Source organism: Qipengyuania aquimaris (assembly GCF_020171965.1).
GTDB lineage: Bacteria > Pseudomonadota > Alphaproteobacteria > Sphingomonadales > Sphingomonadaceae > Qipengyuania > Qipengyuania aquimaris_A.
In genome coordinates this window covers 939,039-953,170 of sequence record NZ_JAIUZK010000002.1, presented here as the reverse complement: position 1 = coordinate 953,170, position 14,132 = coordinate 939,039, and the positions used below count along the sequence as shown (strand labels likewise).

The following is a 14,132-nucleotide window of genomic DNA, read 5'->3' as shown; positions in this document are numbered from 1 at the left end:
CTAGACCAGACGCACCAGAACGGCAAAAGCGATTAGCACCGCTGCGATAGCGAGGCCGACATGCATGGCCGTGGGTGCGCCGTCGAAGCGCACGATGGCAGGGAATCCGGTAGCCTCTTCAGCAGTGAACCCCGCATCTTCCGGGTCGCGTTGGAACCAGCGCCACGCCACGCCCAGCACCAGAGCAATCACGATGCCGAAGAAGAACCAGCCATAGACGATGTGGTCGAAGCTGCCCGCCGCCTCCGCGCCGACATATTGCGCGATGAAGATGGTCGCCCATGCCCTTACGCCGTTGGCGATGATAGGCACGACGACGCAGGCAAACAGAAACCAGAGACGCCGCTTCCAGCTGGTGAAACAGGCGTGTGCCACGAGAATGCCGAGCGTTACCATCGCGATCAGGAACTTCACCCCGGAACAGGCCTCCGCCACGATGAACAGTCCGGCGGGCGTATCGATGTAGATACCGTCTGAAACCGTTTCGATCCCGCTTGCGACGGTCAGCCATGTGGTGATGTGCGCGGTAATCGCCTGAAGCTGCGGGATGATCTCGTCACCGAACGGCACGAGAAAGGATGAATAGAACAGCGGAAAGGCGAGGACGAGGCTGGCGCGCGTGCCGATCATGGCCATCGCTGCGCCCTGGAAGGCAGCCAGCGTCCCTGCCTGCGCGATCAGATTGATGTCGAGTGCACGCCCTGCAAGCCAGACGACCAAGCCGAGGGCCAGCCACACGACTCCGATCCAGCCCGCCGAGGGGCGAATCTTGCGCAATTCCTCGCGCTGCAACCACACGAGCCAGGCGATGATCGCCGGGATGAGGAGGATGTGGCTGTAGGTGTCGATATTCCACCACTGGTGCGCCATGCGTGCCCATTCGCGAAATGTGAGTGCGAAGAGGGCCGCCCATGCGACAAGGACGCGCAGGACCGCGCCCGACCAGCGCCGCCCTTCCTGAGTCGGGCTTTCCGAAGAAGCGACGTCAAGCTGCACGGCTGTTCTTACCATCGGGCTGCACGAGGGTGGCCACCTGCTCGTAAATCGCTTCCCAGCTCATTTCGCTCGCGACGAATTGCCGGGCCTGTGCCCCGATTGCCCTCCCATCGAGACGACCGTCGAGCAGGTCCTGCAATCTCGAAACCATGGCAGCGTCATCTCGCGCGATCAGGAAATGCTCGCCATCATTCGCCGGAATGCCGGTTGCGGCTTCTTCGCTCAGCACGACCGGCCGCGCCATCGCCATCGCTTCCAGGACCTTGTTCTGTACCCCGCGAGCGATCGCCAGCGGCGCGACTACAGCGGTTGCCGCGCCGAGAAACGGTCGCATATCCGGTACCCCTCCCCATACCGTGACGCCGGGGAGCTTCCCGAGCTCGCGCACTTTATCGGTCGGCGCACGTCCGACGATGTGAAAATGCGCGTCGTATTTGGCTGCAAGTCCCGGCAGTACGCCGTGGGCGAACCGCTCCACCGCCGCTACGTTCGGGGCGTAATCCATCTGGCCCGTGAAGACGATATTGGGGCCCGCCTCCCCGATTGGCGAAGATGGCAGGTCGGCTTGGGGATCGAAGAAATGCGTGTCGACGCCGTTTCCGAAGACACGGATCTCGGCGGAGGTTTCCGGCGCCAGGCGCGAACGCAGGAGATCGGCTTCGCTTTCGCTGACCAGGGTCGTCACATCGGCGCGCCGTGCAAGGCGGTCTTCCTCCGCGGCGAGCAGGCGCCCTTCCCGCCCGTTGATCCACGCCATGTCACCTGCCTTGGCGTAGGTATCGAACTTCGCGCTATCGACATCGCAAAGGTCGATCATCACACGCCCGTCGAAACCATCGGGCACGTACTGGCCCATCTGGCCCGAAAATATAACAATGGTGTCGATCGGGTTTGCGGCGAGCGTCTGCTCGACCCAGGATTGCAACCCACGGTCATGGAAAGCCGCGAGGCTGACCGGCCTGCCCGACATGACCGCCTGAATGCCAGCAAGCACCAGGGGCCTGGTCCTGTCGGCCACATGGCTCGACGCCGCGATAGCAGACAGCTCGGCGCGATGATCTCGGTCTTCCTGCGTCTCGGCAAATGTGCCGACATGCACGGGGCCAAGGCGCGCCAGGGCCTTGAGCAAGTGATGCGAGCGGATCTTGTCTCCGCGGTTGGGCGGAAACGGCATCCGGTGCGCGAGGAAAAGTATCTCGCCCATGCCTATCCCAACCCGCGCGCAATCCACGGACCGATCAGGTTCGCGACCGGCAGGGGCAGTTTCTTCCAGAGCTCGATCTTGGCCGAATAGCCTTCGTCGGTGGGGTCGATATTGCGGGCCTCAACCCCCGGCGCAGTCCAGCGCCGATAAGTGAGCGGCTCCGGCTCGAATCCCCAGTGCTTCTTGAATGCAAAGGGACCGCTACCAGTCTTGGAGCGACCGAAATCGAACCGGTCCATCCCCTTGCGACGGGCATGGCACATCAGTTCGTAATACATCCGCTCGTTCGCGCGCAGGCCCCGCGCTTCCCAACGCCCGCCGCCCCAGTAAGGCATGACCGCCCCATCGTGATAGAGCGACAGGACGCTCGAGATCGGGCGGCCCTCGTGCGATACCGTGAGGATATCCGCCTCGTCCCCGAACGCCTCGATCACCGACGCAAACAGGCTGCGCGGGAAGACCGGCGTACCGAGGTTGCGGACACTTTCGGAATAACACTGGTAGTGCGCCTCCAGATCCTGCTCGCTGCGACCGACAGTGATCTCCAGATCGTTTGCCAGGCCCTTGCGGACCTCAGCGCGCGCCTTGCGGGGGATGGCGAGCAATTGCGCCTCGTCGTCGCCTTCCAGAACCCTGACGAATCCGGCGTGCTGACCTCCGATCCGGTCCCAGCCTTCGACCGCATCGGGTGAGCGTAGTTCTATGGTCGAGACACTGTTGCGCATGGCGAGCTCGGCTGCAGAAGCGAGAAGCGCCTCGAGCACCCGCTCATCGGCAAACAGGGGGCCTCCCCCGACCGCGAAACCGCTCGATACAAAGGCCCTGCCGAAGAGCGGCGAATTGACATCGCTGAGCGGCAACCATCCGCACATCACCCCGCCGCGTTCGGCGACCAGTCCCAAGGCCGTCTGCCCGGTGCCCGCTTCGATCGCGGAGAGCCACATTGGACGCTGAAAAACGTTGCCGTTCCGGTCGCGCACGAAATCCTCAATACGCGCGCGTGTCTGCGCACTCCCCAGATCTGCGAGTGCGACCGATACATTCATGGCGACAGGCGCATTCACGCGGCCCAATCCATGGCACGCGAGCGTTCGATCCGGGCAATCTGGTCCATGCGGCCCCAGGAAAAATCGTCCAGCAGGTCGCCCAGCTTGCCCGCCATGCGGGAGAGATTGGTGTAATGACGCAGGCGCGAACGCAGCGGCGCCTCGGCAACGCGCGGTTGCTCGGGGTCGATTTCCCATGGGTGGAAATAGAAGATCGCCGGACGGCCCTCGGCGCGGTTGACCTGCCGGATGGCCCAGCGGCTGAAGCCATAGGGAAGCACGCGGAAAAAGCCCCCGCCTCCCGCTGCCAGCCTGCGGTTGGCGAGTACGGCGGTGGTCACCGGGATTTCGACGAGGTCGCTACCCGCAACCGGATTGAAGGCAAATCGCGGCGCGTCGGGCCAACCGTAATGGTCATGCACCACCGGCGCGACGCTGGAGGAATAGGCGTAGCCGTGCTCGGCCAGGACCTCGTGCGCCCAGGCATTGCGCGCATCGATGGAGAAGCTCGGCGCGCGGTAGCCGGTGATCGCGCACCCGCCCACGTCCTCGAGGATCGCCCGCGATTTCGCGAGATCGTCGGAAAACTGCTGCCGCGTGAAGGTGAAAACCCGCGTGTGGTCATAGCCATGGCTGGCGAGTTCGTGACCCCGCTCGACGATGGCCCGCATGGCAGCCTTGTTGCGTTCGGCAATCCAGCCAAGCGTGAAGAAGGTCGCCTTGACCCCAGCCCCGTCGAACAGGTCGAGGATGCGCGCGACATTGTCGCCGACGCGCAGTTCCAACCCGTCCCAATCCTCGCGCTTGAGGGTCTTTTCGAAAGCGCCCACCTGGAACCAGTCCTCGACGTCGACCGACAGGCCGTTGACGATGTTACCCGGTTTCATGGACGCCCCCTCAGACGCCGTCACGCCGCTTCGCGGGTTCCGGTCGACTCGAAATAGTCGATCATCATGGTCAGCACGTGGCGCAGCGAACGTTCCTGGTCGTCGAGGCGCTGTTCGATGGCGGAGAGGCGCTGGTCGAGATCTTCCGGCATCGCTGCTCCGCTGTCCTTGGCGGCGGCAAGCTTTTCCACCTCGCGGCGCAGCGCCGCCATGTGCTTGTCGCGCTGGGCGAAAGCACCTTCAATCGCTTCGATCTGGTGATCGAGAAGGCCTTTCTTGCGAGCAGCCTCGTCGGCTTTCGACATGGCCGGGGCAGCTTCCGTACGAGCCTTGGCGATCGCATCGGAGGCAGGCAGGTTGCGATCGGGACGCGCACGCTGCGGCGCCTCCTGTGCTTCGGGAGAAGCATCGCCGCTCATCTCTTCGATCACCGCGTCGAGCATATCGACTTCGAGCATCGACTGTTCTTCGAGCGCGCCCATCAGCAGCAGGCGGTTCATCACCTGGTTCACCTTGCGCGGAATGCCGAGCGTCGCCTTGTGGAGACGCGGCCAGATCGCGCTGGCGAATTCGGGGTTACCGGTCCAGCCAACGTGTTCGAGGCGGTGGGTGACATAAGGCTCCATCTCGCCCGGCTGCATGGCCTCCAGGTGATGTGCCGCGATCACGCGCTGGCGCAGCTGTTCGAGCTCGTCCGACTGGGCGAGCAGGTGCTTGAATTCCGGCTGGCCGAGCAGGAGCGTCTGCAGCAGCGGGTGCGAGCCGAGCTGGAAGTTCGACAGCATCCGCAATTCTTCGAGCGCGCCAATGGACAGGTTTTGCGCTTCGTCGACGATCAGCAGGACACGGCGGCCGCCGCGCGCTTCCTCATGAAGGAACAGTTCAATCGCCGCGAGCGCGCTCGCCTTGTCGCCGCCTTCAACATCGAGGCCGAAGCTGCGCGCCGCGACGTGGATCATCTCTTCGCCGTCGAGTGCGCTGGTCACGACTTCGCCCACCGTCATGCGGCGATCGTCGAGCTTCTGCTTGAGATGCGCCACCAGCGTGGATTTACCTGCGCCGACTTCACCCGTGATGACGACGAAGCCTTCACCCTGGTTGAGGCCATAGCCGAGATAGCTCAGCGCCTTCTTGTGCGTGATGCTTTCGAAATAGAAAGCGGGATCGGGGGTGAGCTGGAAAGGGCGCTCGGTAAAGCCGTAGAATTCCTCGTACATCAGGGCGTCCTTATCAGAAATCGTAGCGCAGGCCGAGAAGCGCAGTTGCCGCACGAATATCCGCATCGCTGAGTTCGGAATCAACGGCATAGATGGAAACCGCCGCACGTGCGGAAAGGTTCTGCCAAATCGACTGGTAGTAGGAGGCGGAACTTCCGTAGGAGAAGGTATCGCCGAATTCGCCAACACCGCTGTCGAACCAGCTGCCGAAGGTGTTCACACTGAAACTGCCTTCCCAGATAGGTCCGCTTACCCCGGCGGTGACGTAGTAGGTTTCATCCACCACATCGTTCGCCGCAGCAAGCACGGTGCCCTGTGCGGCGATGAATTTGCGGTTGTCGTATCCGGCAGCAAAGCCGGCGGTCATCAGGCCGACGCGCTGCGAGTAGCTGGCGACCACCCCGCGTCCGCGGAACACAGAGGAGCGGACCGAGCCGAGCAGGCCCGCCAGGCAATTGCTGCCCAGGGTCGGGCTGGTGCAGCCGGTGATATCGCCCGAAACGGGATCGCGCAGCACATCGAAATCGGTCGGAAGCGCGGCCAGCGCATCGTTCACGCGCCCGCCGAAACCCTGCAGCGAATCGTAAACACCCACGGACACGGTGGACCTGCTGTTCGGCTGCCAGTTGAAACTGCCGTAGAAGGTGTCGCTGTCATAGCGACGGCCGAAACTGGCTTGCAGCTGCGTGCGGCTGCTGGGACGCCAGATAACACCGACATCCCAGATGAGGCCGTCGGCCTCGTAGGCGATGCGCCGGGGGCTGCCTTCGTCGACCAAATAGCGGCCGTTCGAACCGATAACCGGATTGCCCTCGCTATCGCGGACCGCATCGCGCGACGAGACCTCGACATCTTCAACGCCGGCACCGGCGACGATCGCGAGCGTGCGCGAAACCGGAATGGTCACGTCGCCGCGCACGTAGGCATCCCTCACCCGCTGGTCGAGGTTGTCGATATCTTCCTGGTAAAAGCCTGCGCCCACTCCCACGCCGACCGGGAAAGGCATCCCCGGCGAGGTTGCCGCACGCACCATTGCGGAGTGAGAGACGCTCTCATCGAACAGATCGACTTCGTCGCCCTGCAATGTCACGAATTCCGGACCGTCGATCCGGGTATAGCCGATGCGGTAATTCGCATCGATCTGAACATCCTCCACGCGCGTCGTCAGCGTGGGTCCCGCATAGAGCGAATAGGTCTTGGTGGTCGTGTCGTCGTCGCCGATGATCGGGGCAATGACCGAACCGCCCGCCCCGGCCGTGCGCGTACGGCTGGCAAGAGCGCCCGCCTCGACTTGCAGAGTGCGCGGGATAATGGCCGTATAGGCGCGCGCGATGCCGGTAATGCGGTCGGTATCGCGGGCATTGTCGGCCCAGGCGAAATTACGCTCGTAGCGCACAGAGACGGCAGCCCCGCTGTTCCGTCCGCGCAACTGGGCGTCCACACCGGCAGCAAGCTGCGTGTAAGTGACGACATCGTCGCCCGGCGACATTTGCCACGTGAAAATCTGCGAGGCTTCGATGTAGGGATCGATCCGCGTCCGCTCGACCCCGCCCGAGCGTTCTTCCTCGCGCTCGCCATTGCCATAGCCCTGTGCAGCCGCAGGGGCCGCACACAGCGCAAGCACTGTCGCTAGGAGAGCGAAGAAGCGGGTCACACTCTTAATCCCCGTACCCGTAATAGCTGCCGAACTTGCGGCCGCTCGGGCTGAACGTGGCATCGTTCAGCAAGAGGCGGATGTCGGGACACGCCGAAAGCAGGTCGATCGCATCTTCGAGCGCAACCTGGCCGGTCACGTCGGCGCGGGCCACCAGCAGCGCCTGGCCGACGTGTTTCGCCAGCTCGCTCGCAGGCGTCGCTGCAAGAGCCGGCGGGCTGTCGAATACGATCATGCGGTTCGGTGCACCGCGGGTGAGGCGGTTGAGGACTTCCCACGTCCGCTCGCTTGCGAGATACTCGCTGTCACGCCCCGTACGGGCCCCTGCCCCCAGCACCCAGAGGCCGGGAATGTCGGTGCCGATTACGTGATCTTCCACGTGGCTGGCAGGATCGGCCAGCACGTCCATGAAGCCGGTATCGCTGGAGAGGCCGAGCTTGGAAAGGATGCTGGGCTTCCCGAAATCGGCATCGATCAACAGGACTTCGCTGTCACGCTCTGCGGCCATGGCCAGCGCCAGGTTCAGCGCACAGAAGGTCTTTCCTTCGTCCGGATGTGGCGAGCAGAGCAGCACACGCCTTGCGACAGAGGTTCCCTCGGAGCGTGCAGAGGCCAGGACCTGACGCTTCACGATCCGGAATTCCTCCAACAGCCGCGAGGCGCCGCCGTCGGGATCGATAAGGCCCTGCTCGCACAGAAGCTCTCGCGAAACGGGATGTTTTTCACCGCTAAATTGGACCGCCGGGTGCGCATCGCTACGGCGCCGACCTTCCATTGCGGGCTCCGCCTGTGTCCTCGCCTCAGCTGGCCGCTCCACCGGCGCGGGCTCCTGTGCGGGCTTGCGTGCAGGCGCGAATTTCTTCTTCGCATTGGCGTCGAGCATGACCGGAACGGGGGCGGGTGCCAGCTTGTCCAGGCCATAGGCACCGCTCGCCCTTTCGAGCAGCGAATCGCGCTTGTCCTTCGCGTCAGCCTTGCCGTCAGGAGAAAGCTTGGTGGGCTTGTTCACGCTCATCTCCTCACGCAACCGAGCTTACTTGCACGATCTCGACGACCAGCAGCAACAGGCACAATGCGGCAAGCGCACCGCTGCCGGCAAAGAATTGCTTCAGCCTCAATTTCTGATGCCTTGCAGCAGCGTCGGTCATGGATCGCGAAATCGTGCCGATGACCGGTAGGTCGAGGGCACTTTCGAGCCGTTCGGCCGTGGTGAAGCTTGAACGCAGCAGGCCGAGGATGAAGGCGACGCCCGCGCCGATCGCAAGACCGGCCATCAGGACGCCCACGAGCAGGAGGGGCCGGTTGGGTGCTGCAGGTGTCTGCGGCAGGATCGGCGGATCGATCACGTCGAACTGGAACGAGTTGCGGTTGGTTTCATAATCGCCGCGAACACGCATGCGCTCCCTGCTCTGCAGAAGCTCGTCGTACTTCTCTTTCTGGACTTCATAATCGCGGCTGATGCGGCGGGCCTCGGCAGCGACTGCCGGTTCGGAAGCCTGCGAGGCGATCAGGGCCGTGATATCGGACTGCAAGGCAACCTTGCGGGCCTGCAGAGCCTGCACGTTGGCCTGCCGCTCGGCACGGATTGATATCAGCGAGCTATAGGCCGGATTGATCGTGCCGCCGGAATTGGCCGGTGCTGCGCTGGCTTGCTGCCGCAGCGCCTCTACCTGCCGAAGCTGGGCTACGACATCGGGGTGGCTGTCGGTGAGGCCGCGTGCGCGCATCGCAGCGAGCTGCGATTCCGCCTGGATCAACGCGCCCTGAGGGCCGCCCCCGGCGCCTGCGGTCACGATGGTACGCGGGGTGCCCGCGATCTGGCCATTGATGGCGGCAAGAGAACTTTGCGCTGCGGCGATATCCGAATCGACATTGCGCATCTCGCTACGCATCGTCTGGAGGCGCATGGCGCTTGCACCGGCTCCGGCAACGGCTTCGGGATTGGCAGCTTCGAAGGCGAGGCGACGCTCCTCGATCGCTTCGAGCTCGGCCTTGCGCTCTTCAAGGGCCTGCTCGAGGAAGATCATCGTCTGCGCCACATCGCCGCGGTTGTCGGCAATGTTTTGTTCGCGAAACAGGTCGATCATGCGCTGGACGACTTCCTGCGCAAGCTTGGCGTTTTCCGCATCGGAGAACCCGCTCCGCCCGATGGTCGCGGTGATTTCGAAAAGGTTTTCCTGCTGCAGGCTGACACGGATATTGTCGGACAGGTCCGCAACCGCGTTCTGCATTTCGAGATCGGTCTGGACCTTGTCGCCCAATCGCGTCGAGCGGATGATCTTCTCAAGATTGGTCGTGCTGGTCAGGGTCTGGCGAACCCGTGTGATCGCCTCCTCACCGCCATTTGATATCTTCAGCTCTTCACCCAGCACATCTTCCAGTTCCACGAAAATGCGCGCGCGGCTTTCGTAGCTATTGGGGATCAGCGCCACGGCCATCCAGCCCAGCACGCACACGCCCCAGGCCACCGCAAGCGCTATCCAGCGGCGGTTCCAGATCGTGTGCAGCGCGCTGCGAAACTGGTCGATGATGTCCTGCATGCCCCCTGCTCCGCCTTAGAAGGCGCTTTCCGGTATGATGATCACATCTCCGGGCTGGAGCAGTACGTTGGCATCGCTATCGCCGCGCTTGAGCAGGTCCGTAAGACGCAACGCATATTCCCGCTGCGTTCCTGCGTTCTTGTCGAACCGGATAAGCTTGGCGCGATTGCCCGCAGCAAATTCGCTGAGGCCACCGACCGAAATCATGGCGTCGAGCACGGTCATATTCGCGCGATACGGCAGCGAGGCAGGCTTCTCCGTCGCGCCGACAATGCGGATCTGCTGGCTGAAAGTGCCCGCAAACTCGTTGACGATGACCGACACGAGCGGTTCTTCGATATACTGGCTCAGCTGCGCCCGGATGTCTTCTTCCAGCTCCGAAGGCGTCTTGCCGACTGCTGCAAGGTCCTTGACCAGAGGGATCGTGATACGTCCATCGGGGCGCACCTGGATGTTCTCCGCACCCAGTTCCGGATTGCGCCACACGTGGATGGTCAGCTCGTCGAGCGGTCCGATGATGTATTCCGCACCCGGCTCTTCCTGGGCGGACACGAAGGTTGCCGGCGGCAGTTCTTCACCACCGGTAGTGGCACAGCCGCCCAAGGAAACGCCTGCGCCAAGGACGAGAGCGAGAGCGGCAGATCGCGACGAAAGCATTCCGAAAATCCCTGATAGTGGATGCACCTGCAGCGAAGGCTACAAACGCATCTTCCCAAATTCGCCCCGCTTCTTGCGCGAAAAAGGTGAACATACCGTTAGTCATAGACCCGCGAACGCGCGGAATCGCTTGGATTTAGCACGAATTATCAGAGTGTCTCAAATCAGGACTTCTGCAGCGGGGCCCTGACCAAGGAATGCGCTGGGAGAAGCGCTCGCTCCGTAAGCCCCCGCACAGAACACCGCCACCAGGTCGCCCACTTCCGCACGTGGAAGGAAGGCCTTGTCGGCCAGCCTGTCGAGCGGCGTGCACAGGCAGCCCACGATGTTCACCTCTTCCGTAGGCTCCTCATCGAAACGGCTTGCGATTGCGACGGGGTAGTTCCGCCGGACGACAGTGCCGAAATTGCCTGAGGCGGCCAATTGGTGGTGCAAGCCCCCGTCGGTCACGAGGTAGGTCTGTCCGTGGCTTTCCTTCCGGTCGACGATGCGGGTGACATAGACCCCGGCTTCCCCCACCAGATAGCGGCCAAGCTCCACGAAGAGCTCTGCATCCTTCAAGGACTCCGGAAGGTTTTCCAGATGCTTGGACAAGGCTTCTCCCACAGGATCGAGATCGAGTTGCTCGTCTCCGTGGAAGTAGGGAATGCCGAAACCACCGCCCATGTTGAGCTTGGGCAAGGCGATATCGGCCTCTTGCGCCAGCCTGTAGGCCAGGGTGAGGATATTGGCCTGCGCCTCGATTATGGCATCCGCACTCAAGGCCTGGCTGCCGGTGAAGATATGCAGGCCCCGCCATTCGCAGCCTGCGTCGACGATCGTCCGGATCAGCGCGGGAACGCGATCGGCATCGACACCGAATGGTTTCGCACCGCCTCCCATCTTCATGCCCGAACCCTTGAGTTCGAAATCCGGATTGACCCGCACCGCGAGCCGGGGCGTCTTCCCGATACGCTCCGCAATGGCCAGCGCGCGCGATGCCTCATTTTCGCTTTCAAGGTTTAGCGTTACCCCGGCAGCGATCGCCGCCTCCAGTTCGGCGTCGCGCTTGCCCGGTCCGGCAAAGCTGACGCGGCGACCGTCGATGCCGAGGTCCTTCAGCATCTCCAGCTCGCCACCCGAGGCGATGTCCAAACCGTCGACCAATCCCGAAACGAATTCGAGAAGTGGTGCGTAACTGTTTGCCTTGATTGCGTAATTGACCTTGATACGCTCGGGCAGAGATGCACGCAGATCCGCGATCCTCTGCGCGATCAGGGACTTGGAATAGGCGAAGAACGGCGTACGCCCCGCCTTGGCTTCCATCTCCGACACACGAACACCGCCAACGGCAAGTTCACCGTCCAGGGCTTCGAAGCCTGCGGGTATCGGACCGGTCGGCTTCATGCCTCCAGCTCCCTTTTAAGCGCGGTCCGGTCGATCTTGCCGTTCGGGTTGAGCGGCATCGTATCGCGCCAGTGATAGACGTGCGGCTGCATGAAATTGGGCAATTCGCGCGATAGCTGGCGTTTCAATTGCTTCTCCAGTTCATCGAGAGCCCCCTCCCCGTCGGGACGCGAAACCAAGTGTATGGCGTGGCCAAGCTTGGCGTCGGCTATACCGAAAGCGACCGCCTCGGCTACCAGTCCCGTCGCCAGCGCCGCGCTTTCGATTTCCTGCGGACTGATGCGGTTTCCCGCGCTCTTGATCATCGCATCGCGTCGCCCGACGAAATACAGCAGGCCGTCATGGTCACGCCTGACCCTGTCGCCGGACCAAACGGCAACGCCGCCATAGCTGGAAGAAGCAGGAGCCGGCTTGAACCGTTCGGCGGTACGGTCCTGATCCTGCCAGTAACCTTGGGCAACCAGAGGGCCGCAGTGGACCAGCTCGCCTTCTTCGCCAGGAGTCGCAGGAGCGCCGCTATCGTCGATCACCAGGATCTCCGCGAACGGGATGGCCCGGCCCATCGAGGTCGGGTGCGTATCCACTAGAGAGGGATCGAGGTATGTCGACCGGAACGCTTCGGTCAGGCCGTACATCGGGAACAGGCTCGCTTCGGGGAACATCGCCCGCAGGTCTGCGACTAGGTCTTCGGTCAATGCCCCGCCGCTGTTCGTCATCCGGCGCATCGATGCGACAGCCACTTCAGTCCATTCGACCTCGGTAAGCTGCACCCAGAGCGGAGGCACGGCCGCAAGGGTCGTCACGGCATGTTTGGCGCAGGCCTTCACCACGTCCTTGGGGAACAGGTAATCGAGCGGCACGACGCAGCCGCCTGCGTACCACGTGCTGAGCAGCTGGTTCTGCCCGTAATCGAAGCTCAAGGGCAGCACGGCGAGTGTTACATCATCCGCCTCCATGCCAAGGTAATGGGCAACCGAGACCGCGCCCAGCCACAGGTTCGCATGGCTCAGCATCACGCCCTTGGGCGCACCGGTGGATCCGCTGGTGTAGAGGATCGCAGCAAGCTCTTCCGGGTTGCGATCCGAAGGACCAAGCGACTGACCGGCAGCACTGACCAGCCCGAAAACATCGTCCTCGGCGATAACTTCGCAGGGCGGCGGGATGTCGCCTTCTTCCAGCGATTTGAGGCGTGCAGGCGTCGCCATCAGCAGGCAGGCGCCGCTGTCCCGCAGGATATGCGCAACCTGCCCATGCTTGAGCAGGGGATTGATAGGCACATGGATCAGGCCAGCGCGCGCTGCCGCGAGTGGCAGAAGACAGGTCAGCTCTCCCTTCGCGGCCCAGCTTGCGACACGCGATCCCACTTCGCATTTGCTCGCGAGCCACCCTGCAAGCAGCGCCACACCTGCGCGCAAGTCGGCATAGGTCAGGACCTTGTCCCGCAATACGAGAGCGCGTGACTGTGCATCGCCAAGCTCGGCGAGTTGATCCAACGGTTGCGGCGTGGGATCAGGCTTGGGCGATCCAGGCGGGGAGTTACCGGTGGTCATCACGGTCAGCTATCACGACACGGTTACAAAACTGCAAGGGCTCGGCAGCCCAGAAGCGGGACCTTTCGACCGATATGAATGGTACCGCTTGCTGGAATCGCATGGCGCGGCGCCGCTTGTCGCTGTCGGCACCGATGGAGAAAGGGTCGCGGCCCTTCCCCTGACGCGCGGACAAAAGGGTCTCGTGCCGCTCACGAACTGGTTTGCATTTTCTTGGAAACCGCTTGCCAGCGGCGGCGATACATCGCGCATCCTCGTCGAGATCGCTCACGACCTGAAGAAGACCACGCACCGTTTGGACCTGTACCCGCTGGCGGCGGAAGACGGGTGTTACGAGCAGGTATGCGAAGCTTTCGAGCATGCAGGTTGGTCCGTGCATGGCGAGCACTTGGATGAGAACCATGTCCTCCAAGTCCACGGACGCAGTTTCGCGGAATACTGGAATGCGCGTCCGGGCCGGATGAAAACGACAGTCAGGCGCAAGGCACCTAAGGTCGTTATCGAAATTTCGACTGAATTCCATGAAGATGAGTGGGAAACTTACGAATCGATCTATGCCAAGAGCTGGAAACCACGCGAGGAACGGGCAGACATCCTGAAAGCCTTCGCGCGGCTGGAAGATGGTCGGGGAGCCTATCGTCTCGGCATCGCTCGGGTAGACGGTGACCCCGTCGCCGCGCAGTTCTGGAGCGTCGAGAACGGTGTCGCCTCCATTCACAAGCTCGCCCACCTCGAGAGCGCGGAGCCCTATTCGGCAGGCACTGTCCTCACCGCGGCGATGTTCGAATATGCGATCGACGTCGATCGCGTAGACCTGATCGACTTCGGGACGGGTTCGGACCCTTACAAACGCGACTGGATGGAGGAGTGCCGCCCTCGCTTCCACCTTACCTGCCTCGACATCCGGCAACCGGCTGCCTGGCCGGCCCTTGCCAAGCGGATGCTTGGCCGCCTTGCACCGCGCAAGGCGCACGGCTAAGGCGGCCTCCGCTTCA

12 protein-coding genes are annotated in these 14,132 nt (G+C 62.9%); 1 reads left to right on the top strand and 11 read right to left on the bottom strand.

Translation table 11 applies throughout. From position 1 onward, the window contains the following. From xrtA to LCM24_RS12350, 11 genes are all read right to left on the bottom strand, one after another. Positions 1-996 carry an exosortase A gene (gene xrtA, locus LCM24_RS12400; protein WP_224804751.1) on the bottom strand — a complete coding sequence of 332 codons (996 nt, stop codon included), beginning with the start codon at positions 994-996 and terminating at the stop codon, positions 1-3. After that, positions 986-2,200 (bottom strand): TIGR03087 family PEP-CTERM/XrtA system glycosyltransferase, encoded by a 1,215-nt coding sequence (locus LCM24_RS12395; RefSeq protein ID WP_224804749.1) that lies wholly within the window; start codon positions 2,198-2,200, stop codon positions 986-988. The genes xrtA and LCM24_RS12395 overlap by 11 nt, the downstream gene beginning before the upstream one ends. A gap of 2 nt (positions 2,201-2,202) precedes the next feature. Continuing rightward, positions 2,203-3,264, bottom strand: a complete 1,062-nt coding sequence (locus tag LCM24_RS12390; protein ID WP_224804747.1) for a FemAB family XrtA/PEP-CTERM system-associated protein — start codon at positions 3,262-3,264, stop codon at positions 2,203-2,205. Beyond that, positions 3,261-4,133, bottom strand: coding sequence for an XrtA system polysaccharide deacetylase (locus LCM24_RS12385; RefSeq protein WP_224804745.1), 873 nt, complete (start codon positions 4,131-4,133; stop codon positions 3,261-3,263). Before LCM24_RS12385 ends, LCM24_RS12390 begins: the two co-directional genes overlap by 4 nt. A gap of 20 nt (positions 4,134-4,153) precedes the next feature. After that, the gene (locus tag LCM24_RS12380) at positions 4,154-5,350 is read right to left on the bottom strand and encodes an XrtA/PEP-CTERM system-associated ATPase (protein ID WP_224804744.1); all 1,197 of its coding nucleotides are present in this window, start codon (positions 5,348-5,350) and stop codon (positions 4,154-4,156) included. Between the two features lie 13 nt (positions 5,351-5,363). Beyond that, entirely contained in the window at positions 5,364-7,004 is a 1,641-nt protein-coding gene (locus LCM24_RS12375) for a preprotein translocase subunit YajC (protein WP_224804742.1), read from the bottom strand. 4 nt (positions 7,005-7,008) lie between these two features. Next, positions 7,009-8,019: a capsular biosynthesis protein gene (locus tag LCM24_RS12370; RefSeq protein ID WP_224804740.1), complete on the bottom strand. Its 1,011-nt coding sequence runs from the start codon at positions 8,017-8,019 to the stop codon at positions 7,009-7,011. Between the two features lie 4 nt (positions 8,020-8,023). Further along, positions 8,024-9,544 (bottom strand): XrtA system polysaccharide chain length determinant, encoded by a 1,521-nt coding sequence (locus LCM24_RS12365; protein ID WP_224804738.1) that lies wholly within the window; start codon positions 9,542-9,544, stop codon positions 8,024-8,026. Positions 9,545-9,559: 15 nt separating this feature from the next. Further along, on the bottom strand, positions 9,560-10,201 hold the full coding sequence (locus LCM24_RS12360) for an XrtA/PEP-CTERM system exopolysaccharide export protein (protein WP_224804736.1): 642 nt from the start codon (positions 10,199-10,201) through the stop codon (positions 9,560-9,562). A gap of 159 nt (positions 10,202-10,360) precedes the next feature. After that, the gene (locus LCM24_RS12355) at positions 10,361-11,587 is read right to left on the bottom strand and encodes a pyridoxal-dependent decarboxylase, exosortase A system-associated (protein WP_224804734.1); all 1,227 of its coding nucleotides are present in this window, start codon (positions 11,585-11,587) and stop codon (positions 10,361-10,363) included. Continuing rightward, positions 11,584-13,137 carry an acyl-CoA ligase (AMP-forming), exosortase A system-associated gene (locus tag LCM24_RS12350; RefSeq protein WP_224804732.1) on the bottom strand — a complete coding sequence of 518 codons (1,554 nt, stop codon included), beginning with the start codon at positions 13,135-13,137 and terminating at the stop codon, positions 11,584-11,586. Before LCM24_RS12350 ends, LCM24_RS12355 begins: the two co-directional genes overlap by 4 nt. On the opposite strand from LCM24_RS12350, the gene LCM24_RS12345 reads away from it, so the two are divergent. Next, positions 13,130-14,116, top strand: coding sequence for a GNAT family N-acetyltransferase (locus LCM24_RS12345; RefSeq protein WP_224804730.1), 987 nt, complete (start codon positions 13,130-13,132; stop codon positions 14,114-14,116). The two genes, LCM24_RS12350 and LCM24_RS12345, sit on opposite strands and share 8 nt — an antisense overlap. Positions 14,117-14,132 lie beyond the last annotated feature (16 nt).